At 64.6% G+C, this 19,126-nt stretch carries 18 protein-coding genes; 14 read left to right on the top strand and 4 right to left on the bottom strand.

What is annotated here, in order from left to right; genetic code table 11:
* The first annotated feature begins 47 nt into the window (after positions 1-47).
* The 6 genes from gcvH (at position 48) to DFS21_RS08080 (ending at position 7,102) form a co-directional block, all read left to right on the top strand.
* The gene (gene gcvH / locus DFS21_RS08105) at positions 48-431 is read left to right on the top strand and encodes a glycine cleavage system protein GcvH (RefSeq protein WP_110699868.1); all 384 of its coding nucleotides are present in this window, start codon (positions 48-50) and stop codon (positions 429-431) included.
* A 9-nt stretch (positions 432-440) separates the two neighbouring features.
* Entirely contained in the window at positions 441-3,296 is a 2,856-nt protein-coding gene (gcvP, locus tag DFS21_RS08100; protein ID WP_110699870.1) for an aminomethyl-transferring glycine dehydrogenase, read from the top strand.
* 140 nt (positions 3,297-3,436) lie between these two features.
* Positions 3,437-4,813 carry an L-serine ammonia-lyase gene (locus tag DFS21_RS08095; protein WP_110699872.1) on the top strand — a complete coding sequence of 459 codons (1,377 nt, stop codon included), beginning with the start codon at positions 3,437-3,439 and terminating at the stop codon, positions 4,811-4,813.
* 26 nt (positions 4,814-4,839) lie between these two features.
* A complete protein-coding gene (gene gcvT, locus DFS21_RS08090; protein ID WP_111532108.1) occupies positions 4,840-5,961 on the top strand; it encodes a glycine cleavage system aminomethyltransferase GcvT in 1,122 nt (373 codons plus the stop codon).
* Between the two features lie 348 nt (positions 5,962-6,309).
* On the top strand, positions 6,310-6,522 hold the full coding sequence (locus DFS21_RS08085) for a cold-shock protein (protein WP_110699876.1): 213 nt from the start codon (positions 6,310-6,312) through the stop codon (positions 6,520-6,522).
* A gap of 91 nt (positions 6,523-6,613) precedes the next feature.
* On the top strand, positions 6,614-7,102 hold the full coding sequence (locus DFS21_RS08080) for an RDD family protein (protein ID WP_023632476.1): 489 nt from the start codon (positions 6,614-6,616) through the stop codon (positions 7,100-7,102).
* An 80-nt stretch (positions 7,103-7,182) separates the two neighbouring features.
* Here DFS21_RS08080 and lptG read toward each other — a convergent pair whose 3' ends face one another.
* Positions 7,183-8,244, bottom strand: coding sequence for an LPS export ABC transporter permease LptG (gene lptG / locus DFS21_RS08075; RefSeq protein WP_023632477.1), 1,062 nt, complete (start codon positions 8,242-8,244; stop codon positions 7,183-7,185).
* Positions 8,237-9,352 (bottom strand): LPS export ABC transporter permease LptF, encoded by a 1,116-nt coding sequence (gene lptF / locus DFS21_RS08070; RefSeq protein ID WP_102682966.1) that lies wholly within the window; start codon positions 9,350-9,352, stop codon positions 8,237-8,239. The genes lptG and lptF overlap by 8 nt, the downstream gene beginning before the upstream one ends.
* Positions 9,353-9,646: 294 nt before the next feature.
* Here lptF and DFS21_RS08060 point away from each other — a divergent pair, with 294 nt between their 5' ends.
* The 5 genes from DFS21_RS08060 (at position 9,647) to rlmF (ending at position 16,042) form a co-directional block, all read left to right on the top strand.
* Positions 9,647-11,140, top strand: a complete 1,494-nt coding sequence (locus DFS21_RS08060) for a leucyl aminopeptidase (protein ID WP_110699880.1) — start codon at positions 9,647-9,649, stop codon at positions 11,138-11,140.
* Positions 11,141-11,188: 48 nt separating this feature from the next.
* Complete coding sequence (locus DFS21_RS08055; protein ID WP_102682976.1) at positions 11,189-11,617, top strand: DNA polymerase III subunit chi; 429 nt, start codon at positions 11,189-11,191, stop codon at positions 11,615-11,617.
* Between the two features lie 5 nt (positions 11,618-11,622).
* Positions 11,623-11,997 (top strand): DNA polymerase III subunit chi, encoded by a 375-nt coding sequence (locus tag DFS21_RS08050; protein WP_102682969.1) that lies wholly within the window; start codon positions 11,623-11,625, stop codon positions 11,995-11,997.
* 128 nt (positions 11,998-12,125) lie between these two features.
* Complete coding sequence (locus DFS21_RS08045) at positions 12,126-14,972, top strand: valine--tRNA ligase (RefSeq protein ID WP_110699884.1); 2,847 nt, start codon at positions 12,126-12,128, stop codon at positions 14,970-14,972.
* A 119-nt stretch (positions 14,973-15,091) separates the two neighbouring features.
* Positions 15,092-16,042: a 23S rRNA (adenine(1618)-N(6))-methyltransferase RlmF gene (gene rlmF / locus DFS21_RS08040; protein WP_111532107.1), complete on the top strand. Its 951-nt coding sequence runs from the start codon at positions 15,092-15,094 to the stop codon at positions 16,040-16,042.
* A 47-nt stretch (positions 16,043-16,089) separates the two neighbouring features.
* Here the strand turns inward: rlmF and DFS21_RS08035 are convergent, their stop codons facing one another.
* On the bottom strand, positions 16,090-16,371 hold the full coding sequence (locus DFS21_RS08035; protein WP_004882926.1) for an HU family DNA-binding protein: 282 nt from the start codon (positions 16,369-16,371) through the stop codon (positions 16,090-16,092).
* A 392-nt stretch (positions 16,372-16,763) separates the two neighbouring features.
* Here DFS21_RS08035 and yejK point away from each other — a divergent pair, with 392 nt between their 5' ends.
* The 3 genes from yejK to DFS21_RS08020 all read left to right on the top strand — a co-directional run bounded on the left by yejK (position 16,764) and on the right by DFS21_RS08020 (position 18,741).
* Entirely contained in the window at positions 16,764-17,771 is a 1,008-nt protein-coding gene (yejK, locus tag DFS21_RS08030) for a nucleoid-associated protein YejK (RefSeq protein WP_110699888.1), read from the top strand.
* 344 nt (positions 17,772-18,115) lie between these two features.
* The gene (locus DFS21_RS08025; RefSeq protein WP_046854291.1) at positions 18,116-18,358 is read left to right on the top strand and encodes a hypothetical protein; all 243 of its coding nucleotides are present in this window, start codon (positions 18,116-18,118) and stop codon (positions 18,356-18,358) included.
* A gap of 119 nt (positions 18,359-18,477) precedes the next feature.
* Positions 18,478-18,741: a DUF3077 domain-containing protein gene (locus tag DFS21_RS08020; protein ID WP_102685470.1), complete on the top strand. Its 264-nt coding sequence runs from the start codon at positions 18,478-18,480 to the stop codon at positions 18,739-18,741.
* A 57-nt stretch (positions 18,742-18,798) separates the two neighbouring features.
* Here the strand turns inward: DFS21_RS08020 and DFS21_RS08015 are convergent, their stop codons facing one another.
* On the bottom strand, positions 18,799-19,095 hold the full coding sequence (locus tag DFS21_RS08015; RefSeq protein WP_102685471.1) for a GIY-YIG nuclease family protein: 297 nt from the start codon (positions 19,093-19,095) through the stop codon (positions 18,799-18,801).
* Positions 19,096-19,126 lie beyond the last annotated feature (31 nt).

The following is a 19,126-nucleotide window of genomic DNA, read 5'->3' as shown; positions in this document are numbered from 1 at the left end:
GCGCGGAGCCTACCGCGCCCAACGCCCCTGCTTCCCGAGGAATTCCCATGAGCGAGTTGCGTTTCACCGAAGATCACGAATGGCTGCGCGTCGAAGCCGATGGCAGCGTCACCGTGGGCATCACCGCCTATGCCCAGAACGCCTTGGGTGATGTGGTCTATGTGCAACTGCCGGAGCTGCAGCAGTACGACAAGGGCGCCGAAGCCTCCACCGTGGAGTCGGTAAAGGCCGCCAGCGGCGTGTACATGCCACTGACCGGTGAAGTGGTCGCGGTCAACGAAGATCTCAACGACAGCCCCGAACTGGTCAACGAAGACCCGCTGGGCGAAGGCTGGTTCTTCCGCTTTGTGCCTGCCGACATGAGCAAAGTGCACGCCCTGCTCGACCAGGACGCCTACGACCGCCTGCTCAAAGCCAACGACGACGCCTGAGGAATCACCATGACCATCAACCTCGGCACCGCCAACGAATTCATCGCCCGCCACATCGGCCCACGCGCCGCTGACGAGCAGGCCATGCTCACGACCCTGGGCTTCGACTCGCTGGAAGCCATGACCGCCGCGGTCATCCCCGACAGCATCAAGGGCACCAGCGTGCTCGGCAGCCACGACGGGCAGAGCGAGGCCGATGCCCTCGCCGCATTGAAAGCCATCGCCGGCAAGAACCAGCTGTTCAAGAGCTACATCGGCCAGGGATACTACAACACCCACACCCCGGCACCGATCCTGCGCAACCTGCTGGAGAACCCGGCCTGGTACACCGCCTACACCCCGTACCAGCCGGAGATTTCCCAAGGCCGCCTGGAAGCGCTGCTGAACTTCCAGACCCTGATCAGCGACCTCACCGGCCTGCCGATCGCCAACGCCTCCCTGCTCGACGAAGCCACCGCCGCCGCAGAAGCCATGACCTTCTGCAAGCGCCTGTCGAAGAACAAGGCCAGCCATGCCTTCTTCGCCTCCGTGCACTGCCACCCGCAGACCCTCGACGTGCTGCGCACCCGCGCAGAACCCCTGGGCATCGAGGTGGTGGTGGGCGACGAGCGCGAACTGGGCGATGTCAGCGCCTTCTTTGGCGCCCTGCTGCAGTACCCGGCCAGCAACGGTGACGTGTTCGACTATCGCGAGGTGGTGCAGCGCTTGCACGGCGCAGGCGCCCTGGTGGCCGTGGCCGCCGACCTGCTGGCCCTGACCCTGCTCACCCCGCCGGGCGAGTTCGACGCCGACGTGGCCATCGGCAGCGCCCAGCGCTTCGGCGTGCCGCTGGGCTTCGGTGGCCCGCACGCGGCCTACTTCGCCACCCGCGACGCCTTCAAGCGCGACATGCCGGGCCGTCTGGTCGGGGTATCGATCGACCGCTTCGGCAAGCCGGCCCTACGCCTGGCCATGCAGACCCGCGAGCAGCACATCCGCCGCGAGAAGGCCACCAGCAACATCTGCACCGCCCAGGTGCTGCTGGCCAACATCGCCAGCATGTACGCCGTGTACCACGGCCCTGCCGGCCTCAAGCGCATTGCCGAGCGCACCCATGCGCTGACCGCGATCCTCGCTACCGGCCTGACCAAGCTGGGCATCAAGGTCGTCACCGGTGATTTCTTCGACACCCTCACCCTGGCTACCGGTGACAGCACCGGCGCGCTGCACGACAAGGCCCGCGCCCAGGGCATCAACCTGCGCCAGGTCGACGCCGCCCAGCTGGGCCTGTCGCTGGACGAAACCAGCACCCAGGCCGATGTCGAGGCCCTGTGGCAGCTGTTTGCCAACGGCCAGGCCAGCCCTGACTTCACCGCCCTGGCCAACACGGTCGCCGTGCGCCTGCCGGCCGGCCTGCTGCGCCAGTCGGCGATCCTCGAGCACCCGGTGTTCAACCGCTACCACAGCGAAACCGAGCTGATGCGCTACCTGCGCCGCCTGGCCGACAAGGACCTGGCCCTGGATCGCAGCATGATCCCGCTGGGCTCGTGCACCATGAAGCTCAACGCCGCCAGCGAGATGATCCCGGTGACCTGGGCCGAGTTCGGCAACCTGCACCCGTTCGCCCCGGCCGCGCAAAGCCAGGGCTACCTGCAGATGACCAGCGAGCTGGAAGCCATGCTCTGCGCCGCCACCGGCTATGACGCCGTGTCGCTGCAGCCCAACGCCGGTTCCCAAGGCGAGTACGCAGGCCTCCTGGCGATCCGCGCCTACCACCGCAGCCGTGGCGACAGCCACCGCGACATCTGCCTGATCCCGTCCTCGGCCCACGGCACCAACCCGGCCACCGCGCACATGGCCGGCATGCGCGTGGTGGTGACCGCCTGCGACGCGCGCGGCAACGTCGATATCGACGACCTGCGCGCCAAGGCCATCGAACACCGCGAACGCCTGGCAGCGATCATGATCACCTACCCGTCGACCCACGGCGTGTTCGAGGAAGCCATCGGCGAGATCTGCGCGATCATCCACGACAACGGCGGCCAGGTGTACATCGACGGCGCCAACATGAACGCCATGGTCGGCCTGTGCGCCCCAGGCAAGTTCGGCGGCGACGTCTCGCACCTGAACCTGCACAAGACCTTCTGCATCCCCCACGGCGGTGGCGGCCCAGGCGTCGGCCCGATCGGCGTCAAGGCGCACCTGGCGCCGTTCCTGCCGGGCCATGCCCAGCTGGAAAACACCCAGGGCGCGGTATGCGCCGCACCGTTCGGCAGCGCCAGCATCCTGCCGATCACCTGGATGTACATTCGCATGATGGGTGGCGCGGGCCTCAAGCGCGCCTCGCAGATGGCGATTCTCAACGCCAACTACATCGCCCGTCGCCTGGAAGAGCACTATCCTGTGCTGTACACCGGCGGCAACGGCCTGGTGGCGCACGAGTGCATCCTCGACCTGCGTCCGCTCAAGGACACCAGCGGCATCAGTGTCGACGACGTCGCCAAGCGCCTGATCGACTTCGGCTTCCACGCCCCGACCATGTCCTTCCCGGTGGCCGGCACGCTGATGATCGAACCGACCGAAAGCGAGTCGAAAGAGGAACTGGATCGCTTCTGCAACGCCATGATCCAGATCCGCGAAGAGATTCGCGCGGTCGAGAACGGCAGCCTGGACAAGGACGACAACCCGCTGAAGAACGCCCCGCACACCGCGGCGGAACTGGCCGGCGAATGGGCCCACGGCTACAGCCGCGAGCAGGCGGTGTACCCACTGCCGAGCCTGGTGGAAGGCAAGTACTGGCCGCCGGTTGGCCGGGTCGACAACGTGTTCGGCGACCGCAACCTGGTCTGCGCCTGCCCGTCGATCGAGAGCTATCAGGACGTCTGATCGGGTGGGGCCGCTGCGCGCCCCATCGCCGGCAAGCCGGCTCCCACAGGTTCAGCGCTAATCTGTGGGAGCCGGCTTGCCGGCGATGGGCTGCGTAGCAGCCCCAATGGGCTTACTGGCCATCATCAGGAGGAAGCAGCATGTCTTTGAGCGTCTTCGACCTGTTCAAGATCGGCATCGGCCCCTCCAGCTCGCACACGGTCGGCCCGATGCGTGCCGCCGCGCGCTTCGCCGAAGGCTTGCGCCGTGATGGCCTGCTGGCCAGCACGGCCACGGTCAAGGCCGAGCTGTATGGCTCGCTCGGTGCCACCGGCAAGGGCCACGGCAGCGACAAGGCCGTGCTGCTTGGCCTGGAAGGCGAGCATCCGGACACCGTCGATACCGAAGCCATCCCCGCACGCCTGCAAGCCATTCGTGAAAGCGGTCGGCTCAGCCTGCTCGGTGAACACGACATCGCCTTCGTCGAAAAGCAGCACCTGGCGATGATCCGCAAACCGCTGGCCTACCACCCCAACGGCATGATCTTCCGCGCCTTCGATGCCGCCGGCCTGCAGATCCGCAGCCGCGAGTACTACTCGGTGGGCGGTGGCTTCGTGGTCGACGAGGATGCGGCGGGCCATGACCGCATCGTCGAGGACAGCACCGTACTGCCCTACCCTTTCAAGACCGGCAAGGAATTGCTCGGCCACTGCACCGCGCAGCACCTGCCGTTCAGCCAGGTGATGCTGGCCAACGAGGCCGCCTGGCGTCCGGAAGCCGAGACCCGTGCCGGCCTGCTGCGCATCTGGCAGGTGATGCAGGACTGCGTCGAGGCGGGTTGTCGGCACGAAGGCATCCTGCCTGGCGGGCTGAAGGTCAAGCGCCGGGCTCCGGCGCTGTACCGCCAGCTCAGCCGGCATCCGGAAGCCAGCCTGCGTGATGCGCTGTCGGTGCTCGACTGGGTCAACCTCTATGCCCTGGCGGTGAATGAGGAAAACGCCTATGGCGGACGTGTGGTCACGGCGCCGACCAATGGCGCGGCCGGCATCGTGCCGGCGGTGCTGCACTACTACATGCGCTTCGTGCCCGGCGCCAGCGAAGACGGGGTGGTGCGCTTCCTGCTCACTGCCGCGGCGATCGGCATTCTCTACAAAGAAAACGCGTCGATCTCCGGGGCCGAGGTGGGCTGCCAGGGCGAGGTCGGCGTGGCCTGCTCCATGGCCGCAGGCGCCTTGTGCGAAGTGATGGGCGGTACCCCGCAGCAAGTGGAGAACGCCGCCGAGATCGGCATGGAACACAACCTGGGCCTGACCTGCGACCCCATTGGCGGGCTGGTCCAGGTGCCCTGCATCGAGCGCAACGCCATGGGCTCGGTGAAGGCGATCAACGCGGTGCGCATGGCCCTGCGCGGCGACGGGCAGCACTACGTTTCCCTCGACAAGGTCATCCGCACCATGCGCCAGACCGGCGCCGACATGAAAAGCAAATACAAAGAGACCGCCCGCGGCGGTCTGGCCGTCAACATCATCGAATGTTGACCCGAATAAAAACCAAGGAGTCACCGATGTCCGAAACACTGCACAAGACCCCGCTGCACGCCCTGCACCTGGAACTGGGCGCGCGCATGGTGCCGTTCGCCGGCTACGACATGCCCGTGCAATACCCCTTGGGCGTGCTCAAGGAGCACCTGCACACCCGCGAGCAGGCCGGCCTGTTCGACGTTTCGCACATGGGCCAGATCATCCTGCGCGGCAACGACGCCGCCAAGGCCCTGGAAACCCTGGTGCCGGTGGACATCATCGACCTGCCGGTAGGCATGCAGCGCTATGCCATGTTCACCAATACCGAGGGCGGCATCCTTGACGACCTGATGGTCGCCAACCTCGGCAACGACACCCTGTTCCTGGTGGTGAACGCCGCCTGCAAGGACCAAGACCTGGCCCACCTGCGCCAGCACATCGCTGGCCGTTGCGAGATTCAACCGCTGTTCGAGGAGCGCGCCCTGCTCGCCCTGCAAGGCCCGGCGGCGGTCAAGGTGCTGGAGCGCCTGGCACCTGAGGTGGCGAAGATGACGTTCATGCAGTTCCAACCTGTTCAACTGCTCGGCGCCGACTGCTATATCAGCCGCTCGGGCTACACCGGTGAGGACGGATTCGAGATCTCTGTGCCGGCCGACAAGGCCGAAGCGCTGGCGCGCAGTCTGCTGGCCGAGCCAGAGGTACAGCCAATCGGCCTTGGCGCACGCGACTCACTGCGCCTGGAAGCCGGCCTGTGCCTGTACGGTCACGACATGGACACCACCACCACGCCGATCGAGGCCAGCCTGCTGTGGGCCATTTCCAAGGTGCGTCGGGCCGACGGCGTGCGTGCCGGTGGTTTCCCGGGCGCCGAGACCGTGTTTGCCCAGCAACAGGCAGGCGTGGCACGCAAGCGTGTCGGCCTGCTGCCCCAGGAGCGCACCCCGGTGCGTGAAGGCGCGCAGATCGTCGACGCGGCAGGCAAAGTGGTCGGTGAGGTGTGCAGCGGCGGCTTCGGCCCGACGCTCGGCGCGCCGGTCACAATGGGTTATGTCGATAACGAACACGCCACGCTGGACACCGCGCTGTTTGCAATGGTGCGCGGCAAGCAAGTTGCCATGAAAGTCAGCAAAATGCCTTTCGTGACACAACGTTACTACCGTGGCTGAATGAGTGGTTTGGGCAGGCTCGACATATTCGTTTTCGAACCTGCCCAATAACTTCTGAACATTGCGCCAGGCCAGGCGCCACGGCGTTTCCGACAAATCGTTCGGTGATCGGGAAAAGCCTGATTTTCGCTCGTCGCGAGGGCTTGTTTTTCGCTCGGCAGTTGGCGTAGAGTCACTTCACTGTGTTTGCATGGGTCGCAACAGTTCGTGACCTGGGCCAGTAGCCGCAATCTGCTACAACCCGTTCGACGTCTCTTACTTTCCTGCAACCCAGCCCAGTAGTCTTTCACTTACAAAAAGTGTGAAAGAAACTGTCATCAATATCTAAGCTTCATAGGAAATAAGACAATGGCTGAGCGTCAGAACGGTACCGTCAAGTGGTTCAATGACGAAAAAGGTTACGGCTTCATCACCCCAGAAAGCGGTGCTGATCTGTTCGTGCACTTCCGCGCTATCGAAGGTAATGGCTTCAAGAGCCTGAAAGAAGGCCAGAAGGTCACCTTCGAAGCAGTTCAGGGCCAAAAAGGCATGCAGGCTGACAAGGTTCAGGTCACCGAATAAGTCGTCTCGATTTCGAATAAAAGCCCCTGCTCTGTGCAGGGGTTTTTTTTTGCTCGTAGAATAGTGGCTTCGCTTTCTGGAGCCATTCTTCATGTCCAAGCCTCTGCTCGCCCCCCAGGGTGATTTCCCGCCGGTCGGCCTGGGCCGTCGCCTGGCCGCGATGTTCTACGACTTCCTGCTGTGCACCGCCCTGCTGATCGTGACTGCCGGCGCCTACAAGATGATCCAGATGGCGATCATCGGCGAGGCGCGCATGCGCGAGCTGACCGAGGCCGGTGCCCTGGACGGCGACCCGCTGCTGTCGACGATCCTGCTGTTCGCCCTGTTCGGCTTCTTCGCCAAGTTCTGGACCCACGGCGGCCAGACCCTCGGCATGCAGGTGTGGGGCATGCGCGTGCAGAACGCCGATGGCAGCGCCATCAGCCTCTGGCAGGCGTTGTTGCGCTTCGTGGTGTCGATCGCGTCGTGGCTGTGCCTGGGGCTGGGTTTCATCTGGTCGTTGTTCGACAAACGTAAACGCAGCTGGCACGACATCTATTCCGAGACCCAGCTGGTACGCCTGCCCAAGCGCAAGAAGTGAGCTGCGCGGGCATCAGGCTTGCGAAAAGCTCCCGCAAAAAAGCCGACCCAAGGGTCGGCTTCTTTGTGCAGCTCAGGCCATCAACCCGCCCGGCGCATCAACCACAAGCCCGCCAGCGCACAGATGCCGGCCGGGATCACCACCGCCAGCAACGGCGGGAAGCCAAACACCTGGCTCGATGGGCCCAACAGCTCCCCGGCAATGCGGAACACGAAGCCCACCAGCACACCGGTGAACACGCGCTGGCCCAGGGTGACCGAACGCAGCGGACCGAAGATGAACGAAATCGCCATCAGTACCAGTGCCGCAGTGACCACCGGCTGCAGGACCTTGGTCCAGAACGCCAGCCAGTAGCGCGCGTTGTTCAGCCCCTGATCGGACAGGTAGTGGATGTAGTCCCACAGCCCGGTGATCGACAGCGACTCCGGTGCCAGCACCACGGTGTTGAGCAGCTCAGGGGTCACCGACACGTCCCACACCTCTTCGGGGCTCTTGACCACTTCGGTATGGTCACCGCGGAAGTAGGTGGTGGCCACGTCGTTGAGCATCCATTTGCCATCGACGTACTGCGCCCGGCGGGCGAAGCTGGAGGTCTGGATCTTGCGCTCGCTGTCGAACCGGTAGCGGGTCACACCCAGCAGCAGGCCATTGGGCTGCACCGAGTTGATGTGCACGAATTCCTCGCCCTGGCGGTGCCACATGCCGCGCTTGGAGCTTTGCGCCTCGCCTCCGCCCTGGGCCAGCGAACGGTCAGCCTGGGCCTTGTTCTCGGTCACCGGGGCCACGTATTCGCCGATCAGCAAGCCGACCAGCATCAGCACCAGCATCGGCTTCATCACCGCCCAGACGATGCGACCGATGGACACGCCGGCGGCGCGCATGATGGTCAGCTCGCTGCTGCTGGCCAGGCTGCCCAGGCCGATCAGGCAGCCGATCAGCGCCGCCATCGGCAGCATGTCGTAGAGCCGGCGCGGCGCGGTGAGCAGCACGAAGCTGCTGGCGTCCATGACCGTGTAGGTGTCGCTCAGGTCGCCCATCTCATCGATGAAGGCGAACAACGAGGCCAGGCCGAGGATGATGCCCAGCACGGCGAGAATGGCCAGCAGCACGCTCTGGCCGATGTAGCGATCCAGTTTAACCACGGGCCACCTCCGCACGGCGAGCGGCGCGCTTGAGACGCAGCGGCTCCCAGTACATCAGCGCCAGGCCGATGAGCAGGAACAGGCCATGGACCCACCAGATACCCAGCGAGAGAGGCAACTTGCCCTTCTCCAGGGCGCCACGCACGGAAATCAGCATTGTCAGATAGGCCATGTACAGGAGAATCGCCGGCAGCAGCTTGAGGAAGCGGCCCTGGCGCGGGTTGACGCGGGACAGCGGCACCGCCAGCAAGGTGACCACGAACACCAGCAGCGGCAACGACAGGCGCCATTGCAGCTCGGCACGCTCACGCAGCCCCTGATGCCCGAACAGGTCGGAGGTCGGGATGGCCTCGCGCTCGGTCACCTCCTCGGCGACCTCCGGCTTTGGCAGCAGCACGCCATAGGTGTCGTACTTGATCGCACGGTAGTCGGCCTGGCCGGGATTGCCGTCGTAGCGGTAACCGTTCTGCAGCACCAGGTAGCGGTTGCCGTCGGCCTGCACTTCCTGGTGGCCCTTCTCGGCGACCAGGACCGAAGGCGCGCGGTCCTTGGTCTTGTCCTGGTTGAAGCGCTTCTCGGAGATGAACACGCCCGCCAGGTTGATACGGTCATCGGACAGCTGCTCGGTGTAGGTCACCCGGGAGCCATCGCGCAGGGTCTGGAAACGGCCCGGCACCAGGGTGTCGAACTCGGTCAGGGTGTCTTGCTGGGCGATGATCTTCTGCACCTGGGCAACCCCCAGGGGGGCCAGGCTCAAGCTCAGCCAGGCCACCAGCAAGGCGACCAGTGCCGCCGGCACCATGGTCACGGCCAGCAGGCGCTGCTGGCTCATGCCAGTGGCCGAGAGCACGGTCATCTCGCTTTCGAGATACAACCGGCCATAGGCAAGCAGAATACCGAGGAACAGCCCCAGCGGCAGGATCAGTTGCAGGAAGCCCGGCAGGCGGAACCCCATGATCATGAACAGCACGCCCGGGTCGAGCATGCCTTGGGCCGCCTGGGCCAGGTACTTGATGAAGCGCCCGCTCATGATGATCACCAGCAGCACAGCGCTGACGGCGCTCAAGGTCACAAGGACCTCGCGGGACAGATAACGAAAGACGATCAAACCAGACACTCCTGGGTTGTCAGGGGCTCAAAGCCAGACGAACGATTCGGACAGCCAAGACCAATGCCGGTTCGCCAAGGCGAACCTCCATGTAAAAGTGCGCGCATTATCCTGTGATTGACGGCGCCTGTCACTTGGCCGCGCAGCATGGCGCATATCGGGGTTGTCATCGTGGTCGCGGCGGGCTCAAACTGGCAGCTTTTCCGCTGGCAGGCAGCGCCCGTCAGCCGCGAATTCCGAGCGCCTGCGAAAGACAGCGCCCACTGACAGACAGATCATTCGGGGACCCCAGACATGGAATTGGTTGTAAAAAGCGTAGCCGCTGTATCCGTCAAGACCGCGACGTTGGTCGTACCCGTCGGTGAAGGCCGCAAGCTCGGCGCCACCGCCAAGGCCGTCGACCAGGCCACCGAAGGCGCCATCAGCGCGCTGCTCAAGCGCGGCGACCTGGCCGGCAAGCCGGGCCAGACCCTGCTCCTGCACAGCCTGCCGGGCCTGAAGGCCGAGCGCGTGCTGCTGGTCGGCAGCGGCAAGGACGAAGCCCTCGGCGACCGCGCCTGGCGCAAGCTGGTGGCCAGCGTCGCCGGCGTGCTCAAAGGCCTGGGTGGCGGCGACGCCGTGCTGGCCCTGGACGACATCGCCGTTACCGGCCGCGATGGCCACTACGGCAAATACCGCCTGCTGGCCGAGACCCTGCTCGACGGCAACTACGTGTTCGACCGTTACAAGAGCCAAAAGGCCGAACCGCGCGCCCTGAAGAAAGTCACCCTGCTCACCGCCAAGGCCGGCCAGCCCGAGGCCGAGCGCGCCGTCAAGCATGCCAGCGCCATCGCCACCGGCATGGCCTTCACCCGCGACCTGGGCAACCTGCCGCCGAATGTCTGCCACCCGAGCTTCCTCGCCGAACAGGCCAAGGACCTGGGCAAGGCGCACAAGGGCCTCAAGGTCGAGGTGCTGGACGAGAAGAAGATCAAGGACCTGGGCATGGGCGCGTTCTACGCCGTGGGCCAGGGCAGCGACCAGCCACCGCGGCTGATCGTGCTCAACTACCAGGGCGGCAAGAAGAGCGAAAAACCGTTCGTGCTGGTCGGCAAGGGCATCACCTTCGACACCGGCGGCATCAGCCTCAAGCCCGGTGCCGGCATGGACGAGATGAAGTACGACATGTGCGGCGCCGCCAGCGTGTTCGGCACCCTGCGCGCCGTACTCGAGCTGCAGTTGCCGATCAACCTGGTGTGCCTGCTGGCCTGCGCCGAGAACATGCCGAGCGGCGGCGCCACCCGCCCGGGCGACATCGTCACCACCATGAGCGGGCAGACCGTCGAGATCCTCAATACCGACGCCGAAGGCCGCCTGGTGCTGTGCGACACCCTCACCTACGCCGAACGCTTCAAGCCGCAGGCGGTGATCGACATCGCCACCCTGACCGGCGCCTGCATCGTCGCCCTGGGCAGCCACACCTCCGGCCTGATGGGCAATGACGACGCGCTGGTCGGCCAACTGCTCGACGCCGGCAAGCGCGCCGACGATCGCGCCTGGCAACTGCCGCTGTTCGATGAGTACCAGGAGCAGCTGGACAGCCCGTTCGCCGACATCGCCAACATCGGTGGCCCGAAGGCCGGCACCATCACCGCCGGCTGCTTCCTGTCGCGCTTCGCCAAGGCCTACCACTGGGCGCACCTGGACATCGCCGGCACCGCCTGGATCAGCGGCGGCAAGGACAAGGGCGCCTCGGGCCGCCCGGTACCGCTGCTCACCCAGTACCTGCTGGACCGCGCCGGCGCCTGATGGCGCATGGCCGGTGGCGCCCCCGCGCCACCGGCCGGCACTGAAACCATGAGCAAAGTCGATTTCTACATCCTGCCCAGCGACTCGCTGTCGGTGCGCCTGGATTTCGCCTGCAAGCTGTGCGAAAAGGCCTGGCGCCTCGGCCACCGGGTCTATCTGCACTGCCAGGACGAGGCGCAGCGCAGCGAACTCGACCTGCGCCTGTGGCAGTTCAAGGGCGAGGCCTTCTTGCCCCACGACCATGCCGAACAGCACCCTGACGCCGTTGTCGCGCTGGGTGTCGGCGCCGATGCTGGCCAACACCGTGACCTGCTGATCAACCTGGGCGGCGACGTCCCGGCCTTCGTCGGCCAGTTCGAACGGGTTGCCGAAATCGTCGTCGAGGAGCCGGCCATCCGCCTGGCCGCTCGTGAACGGTTCCGTTTCTACCGCGAACAGGGCTATGCTCTGCAAGACCACCGCTTACAGCGACTCTGACGACGATGGACAAGCAGCTGAACTCCCTCACCCATTCCGCCCACCTGCTCGACGACCTGGAGTCGATCCGCGAGCTGCTGGGCGACGCCGACCTGCAACCGCCCCTGCTGACCGAAACCGTGGAGCAGATCCCCCTGCTGCTCGACGAGCCGAGCGCCACAGCGCCCGTCGCCGCCGCAGCGCCGGCACCGACTCCGGCACCTGAAGAGGATGCCCAGACCCGCCGCCAGGACACCTTGCTGCACCTGGACGCCGAACTGCGCGCCGCGGCGCAGTCGATCATGCAAGACGTGATCAACGACTTCACCCCGCACATCGAGACCGAGATCAAGCGCCGCCTCGACGCGCGGCTGGAGCGGTTGCTCAAGCGTTCCGAGTAACCCTTCGTCCGCATCGCGGGGCAAGCCCGCTCCCACCAGCGGGCTTGCCCGCTACACCTGTCTTGAAACGCGCAGCTTGGTTATACTTCCCGGCTTTCCCGAATTAATGCCTAAGGGTCCCGCCGCGCATGGATAAGACCTACCAGCCGCACGCCATCGAAACTTCCTGGTACAACACCTGGGAGTCCGAGAACTATTTCGCCCCACAAGGTGCAGGCGAGTCCTACACCATCATGATCCCGCCGCCGAACGTGACCGGCAGCCTGCACATGGGCCACGGTTTCAACAACGCGATCATGGACGCCCTGATCCGTTTCCGCCGCATGCAAGGGCGCGACACCCTGTGGCAGCCGGGCACCGACCACGCCGGTATCGCCACCCAGATGCTGGTCGAGCGCCAGCTCGAGGCCAAGGGCCAGAACCGCCATGACCTGGGTCGTGAGCAATTCCTGGAGAAAGTCTGGGAGTGGAAGGACCAGTCGGGCGGCAACATCAGCCGCCAGATCCGCCGCCTGGGCTCGTCGGTGGACTGGAGCCGCGAGCGCTTCACCATGGACGACGGCCTGTCCGAAGCGGTCAAGGAAGCCTTCGTGCGCCTGCACGAAGACGGCCTGATCTACCGCGGCAAGCGCCTGGTCAACTGGGACACCAAGCTGCACACGGCGATCTCCGACCTCGAAGTGGAAAACCACGACGAGAAGGGCCACCTGTGGAACCTGCGCTATCCGCTGGCCGACGGCGCCAAGACCGCCGACGGCAAGGACCACCTGGTGGTTGCCACCACCCGTCCGGAAACCCTGCTCGGCGACGTCGCCGTTGCCGTCAATCCGACCGACGAGCGCTACCAGGCCCTGATCGGCAAGTTCGTCAAACTGCCGCTGGTCGGCCGCCTGATCCCGATCGTCGCCGATGACTACTGCGACCCCGAATTCGGCACCGGCTGCGTGAAGATCACCCCGGCCCACGACTTCAACGACTACGAAGTCGGCAAGCGCCACAACCTGCCGCTGCTGAACATCTTCGACAAGAACGCCACCGTGCTGGCCGCGGTGCAGGCGTTCAACCTCGACGGCAGCGTCAACGAGCAGCTCGACACCTCGCTGCCAGCCCAGTACGCCGGCCTCGACCGCTTCGTCGCGCGCAAGCAGATGGTTGCCGACCTGGACGCCCAAGGCCTGCTGGTCAGCATCGACGACCACGCCCTGAAGGTGCCGAAAGGCGACCGCTCCGGCACCGTCATCGAGCCATGGCTGACCGACCAGTGGTACGTCTCCACCAAGCCGCTGGCCGAGCCTGCCATCGCCGCCGTCGAAGACGGCCGCATCCAGTTCGTGCCCAAGCAGTACGAGAACATGTACTTCTCCTGGATGCGCGACATCCAGGACTGGTGCATCAGCCGCCAGCTGTGGTGGGGCCACCGCATCCCGGCCTGGTACGACGAGGCCGGCCAGGTCTATGTTGGCCGCGACGAGGCCGAAGTGCGCGCCAAGCACAACCTGGGCAGCGATGTGAAGCTGCGCCAGGACGACGACGTGCTCGACACCTGGTTCAGCTCGGGCCTGTGGACCTTCTCCACCCTGGGCTGGCCGGAACAGACCGAGTTCCTGAAGAAGTTCCACTCCACCGACGTGCTGGTCACAGGCTTTGACATCATCTTCTTCTGGGTCGCCCGGATGATCATGCTGACCATGCACCTGATCAAGAACGAGGACGGCACCCCGCAGGTACCGTTCAAGACCGTCTACGTGCACGGCCTGGTGCGTGATGGCCAGGGGCAGAAGATGTCCAAGTCCAAGGGCAACGTCCTCGACCCGCTGGACATCGTCGACGGCATCACCCTCGACGCCCTGCTGGAAAAACGCACCAGCGGCATGATGCAGCCCAAGCTCGCCGAGAAGATCGCCAAGCAGACCAAGGCCGAGTTCCCCGAAGGCATCGCCAGCTACGGCACCGACGCCCTGCGCTTCACCTTCTGCTCGCTGGCCTCCACCGGCCGTGACATCAAGTTCGACATGGGCCGCGTCGAAGGCTACCGCAACTTCTGCAACAAGATCTGGAACGCCGCCCGCTACGTGCTGGACAAGGGCGAGGACTGCGGCCAGAACGGCGAGGCCTACGAGCTGTCGCTGGCTGACCGCTGGATCATCTCGCAGCTGCAGCGTACCGAAGCCGAGGTGACCCGCCAGCTCGAGCAGTTCCGCTTCGACCTGGCCAGCCAGGCGCTGTACGAGTTCATCTGGAACCAGTACTGCGACTGGTACCTGGAGCTGTCCAAGCCGGTATTGTGGGACGAGAACGCCCCGGTCGAGCGCGCCCGTGGCACCCGCCGCACCCTGGTGCGCGTGCTGGAAGTGGCGCTGCGCCTGGCCCACCCGTTCATGCCCTTCATCACCGAAGAGATCTGGCAGCGCATCGCGCCGCTGGCCGGCATCCACGGCAAGACCATCATGCTGCAGCCATGGCCTGAAGCGAACGAGAGCCGCATCGACGCCGCCGCCGAAGGCGACATCGAGTGGCTCAAGGAGCTGATGGTCGGCCTGCGCAACATCCGCGCCGAGATGAACATCGGCCCGGGCAAGCCGCTGCCGCTGTTCCTGAAAAACGCCAACGCCGACGACCAGCGTCGTCTGCAGGAAAACGAAGCGCTGCTGAAGAAGCTGGCCAAGGTCGAGTCGTTCACCGTGCTCGGCGAGCAGGACGAAGCACCGCTGTCGGCCACCGCCCTGGTGGGTGACCTGCAAGTGCTGGTGCCGATGGCCGGCCTGATCGACAAGGACGCCGAGCTTGCGCGCCTGAGCAAGGAGATCCAGCGCCTGCAGGGTGAAGTCCAGCGCGTCGGCGGCAAGCTGTCCAACGCCGCCTTCGTCGACAAGGCCCCGCCTGCGGTGATCGAGAAGGAACGCGCCAAGCTGGCCGAATCGGAGCAGGCCCTGGCCAACTTCACCGAACAGCATGCGCGGATTGCTGCGCTGTAATTCAAACGTGAAGCCATAGGGGGCTGCTTCGCAGCCCATCGCCGGCAAGCCGGCTCCCACAGGTACTGCACTATCCTGTGGGAGCCGGCTTGCCGGCGATGCTTTTTCAGGACCCCACCATGACCCAGAAACCCACCCTGCACCCGCGCAACCGCCACCAGGGCCGCTACGACTTCCCCGCCCTGATCAAGGCGCATCCGGACCTGGCCCGCTTCACCATCACCAACCCCTACGGCAAACCCAGCATCGACTTCGCCAACCCTGAAGCAGTGCGGGTATTCAACCGCGCCCTGCTCAAGGCCCAGTACGGCATCCAGCACTGGGACATCCCCGCCGACTACCTGTGCCCGCCGATTCCCGGCCGCGCCGACTACATCCATGTGCTGGCCGACCTGCTGGGCGAAGACAACGGCGGCGAAATCCCCCGCGGCGCCCAGGTGCACGCCCTGGATATCGGCGTCGGCGCCAACTGCATCTACCCCCTGCTCGGGCACAGCGACTACCGCTGGCGCTTCACCGGCTCCGACATCGACAGCGTGGCACTGGCCTCGGCCAAGGCCATCGTCCAGGCCAACAAGCTCGACAAGGCCATCGGCCTGCGCCTGCAAGCGGATCGCAAGCACATCCTCAGCGGCCTGCTGCAGGCCGACGAGCGCTTCGACCTGACCCTGTGCAACCCGCCCTTCCACGCCTCGCGCGAGGAAGCCACGCGCGGCAGCCAGCGCAAATGGAAGAACCTCGGCAAGCAGGACCCCAAGCGCAAGCTGCCGGTGCTGAATTTCGGCGGGCAGAACAATGAGCTGTGGTGCGAAGGTGGCGAGATCCGCTTCGTCTCCCAGTTGGTCGCCGAAAGCGCGCAGTACGCGGCCCAGGTGCTGTGGTTCACCAGCCTGGTGTCCAAGGCCAGCAACCTGCCGGGTATCGAGGCAGCCTTGAAAAAGGCCGGGGTGAAGGCCCTGCGCATCATCGAGATGGGCCAGGGGCAGAAGCAGAGCCGCATGGTCGCCTGGAGCTTCCAGGACGATGGCACACGCCAGCAATGGCACGCCCTGCGTAAATCACGGGCATGAAAAAACCGCGCCCGGGCACGCCGGGCGCGGTTTCGTCAAATCAACAATTACTTGTTGATCGAGTCGGTCAGCACTTTGGCTGGAACGAACTTGACGACTTTCTTGGCAGCGATTTCGATGGCAGCGCCAGTCGAAGGGTTGCGGCCGGTACGGGCAGGACGCTCGGTGACTTTCAGTTTGCCGATGCCTGGCAGGGTGATTTCGGCGCCGTTTTCCAGTTGGTCGGCGACGATCTGGCCCAGTTGCTCCAGGGCGTTACGCGCGGTGGTTTTCGGCGCGTCGATGGCTTCAGCGATATCGGCAATCAGTTGGTCTTTGGTCAGTGCCATGGTGGTGTTCCTTCCCTATCAAATTCAGTGGTTGTGCAGCGTGCTTGGTCGGTGGTCGGGCCAGCCCGGGACAATCCAGAGGCCGCGTCGATCGCGTATGTAGATACGCAAATCGGCGTTTGGTTCGACACCGCGCAAGCGATCTGCCAGCAATGCGCCACCCAAGGGGCGCAAGACCGCGCAAAGCTACCACAGGAATCGATAAATATCCGCTGCCGACCGCGTTTTTGTTCAGGTTTTTCGGGGGTTTTCAGAAAAATCGCAAATATTTGAACAAAAAACGAACAACCGACATATACGCCAACATCTGGCCACTGCACCACCCTCGCCCTGGGTTAAACTGAACGCCTTTTGCAGCGCGGCTTTTCACCGCTCCTATCACCGAGAATTCCATGCCAATCCGTCATTGCATCGTTCACCTGATCGACAAGAAGCCCGATGGCAGCCCCGCCGTGCTCCATGCTCGCGACAGCGAACTGGCGGCCTCCGACGCCATCGAGAACCTGCTGGCCGACCTCAACGACAGCTACAACGCCAAGCAAGGCAAAGCCTGGGGCTTCTTCCACGGCGAGTCCGGGGCCTATCCGTTCAGCGGCTGGCTCAAGCAATACCAGGACGGGGAGAAAGACTTCGCCACCTTCAGCCGCGTGGCCGTCGAGCACCTGCAGAAGCTGATGGAAGAGTCCAACCTGTCCACCGGTGGCCACGTGCTGTTCGCCCACTACCAGCAAGGCATGACCGAATACCTGGCCATCGCCCTGCTGCACCACAGTGAAGGCGTGGCGGTCAACGCCGAGCTCGACGTGACCCCCTCGCGCCACCTGGACCTGGGGCAGTTGCACCTGGCGGCGCGGGTCAACCTGTCCGAGTGGAAGAACAACCAGAACTCCAAGCAGTACATCTCGTTCATCAAGGGCAAGAACGGCAAGAAAGTCTCGGATTACTTCCGCGATTTCATCGGTTGCCAGGAAGGCGTGGATGGCCCGGGTGAGACCCGCACCCTGCTCAAGGCCTTCAGCGACTTTGTCGAGAAAGAGGACCTGCCGGAAGAATCCGCCCGCGAGAAGACCCAGACCCTGGTCGACTACGCCACCACCCAGACCAAGCTGGGCGAGCCGGTAACGCTGGAAGAGCTCTCCAGCCTGATCGACGAAGACCGCCCCGAGGCGTTCTTCGACCATATCCGCAACAGCGACTATGGGTTGTCGCCAGAGATCCCGGCCGACAAGCGCACCCTCAACCAGTTCCGCCGCTTCACCGGGCGTGCCGAGGGGTTGTCGATCAGCTTCGAGGCGCACCTGCTCGGCTCGAAGGTCGAGTATGACGAAGAAGCCGGGACGCTGGTCATCAAAGGCCTGCCGACCCAGCTGATCGATCAGCTGAAACGGCGCAAGGACTGAGAAGGTCGGGGGCGCATTGCGCCCTCCGGCGACCTGGAACAGATCGCCTGTTTATAAGACTTTCCCCATTCCCTGTAGTCCATTTCCCAAACATACTTCCAACCCCTTTCAAGCCATTGCGGTGCTCCGGGTTGGCCTCTAGTCTCGGACGGTCGCTGCACATTCAGCGACCGGCTTTGACAGGCCGCTGAGAACCTTCCGCATGGCTCGCTCTATGGCGGTTGTGCGTGGGGCACCTCGTGTGCGCCGGGTCAGGTTCTCTCACCGGTCTGTCAACCCACGCATAGCTGCCACCCACTTGTTTGACAGCAGTTGGTGGTGGCCCTTCTGAGAGAGCCAAGCCAATGCTTAAGATTGTCCCCGATCCACCCCACAACCCTCATTCCCTCGAAGACACCCTCATCCAGGCCACCGAGTACGCCCTGTGCGCCTTGACCGTGGCCCATCATGCCGTGCAGCTCAAACCCAGGTCGCCGGCCGCCGTGCTGATGATGGCGTCGATGCATGAGATGGAGTCGCTGCGTGTGTTGCTCGAAGCGGCGTTGATCCAGGTACAGATGCCGGCACAGGCACCGACGTTGCATTAAGCCAGATCGCGGGGCAAGCCCGCTCCCACGTAGCGAAGTACTGCGAAGTCCTGGCGTGGGAGCGGGCTTGCCCCGCGATGGCGCCCGCACAGGCACCGACCATTTCAGGGAGAACAACCATGACCACAGACAACACCCCCACCACCGCCGGCAAGACCAAGTTCTACCAGGGCGAAGGCATGACCGACCCGCTGTTCTGCATCGAGCCCGGCATCCCCTGCCAGCACGCCCGCGACCAGGCCTCGGAACTGATGGGCTGCGTACGCGACCTGACCATCACCGGGATCATGGAAGAAAAGCCCCAGCTGCTCTGGGCGTCGTATTACCTGAGCGCCCTGGCCAAGGCGCTGATGGATGATGCCGAACTCGGCATGAAGCACTAGAAATATCGCGAGGCTATGCGGCGCCAAGGGTATGCATGGCCAAGGCGCCGCAACGTGTCATGGGGCCGTGGCGACACCAATATAGGAGGCCACCAACGCCTCCTTCGCCGCCTTGCGCAGCTTCTTCACCAACCGCTCCTGGCGCAGCGCCTCGCCTTTGTCCGGCCACTGCTCCACGTACACCAGCGCCTGCGCCGGGCTGGTCTTGAAATACCGCGCGCCCTGCCCTTTCTGGTGCTTGATGAAGCGCCGCTGCGGATCGTCGCTGATACCGCAGTACAGCGAGCCATTGGCGGCACGCACCAGATAGACGTACCAGGGTTTGCAGTCGGGGGAAGGCGCTGTTTCGCTCACGGCTCGGTTCGGTGCAACGGAAGAAGGCCGC

The organism is Pseudomonas sp. 2848, from assembly GCF_003253945.1.
Classification (GTDB): Bacteria; Pseudomonadota; Gammaproteobacteria; order Pseudomonadales; family Pseudomonadaceae; genus Aquipseudomonas.
This window is presented reverse-complemented; position numbering and strand designations above follow the sequence as displayed.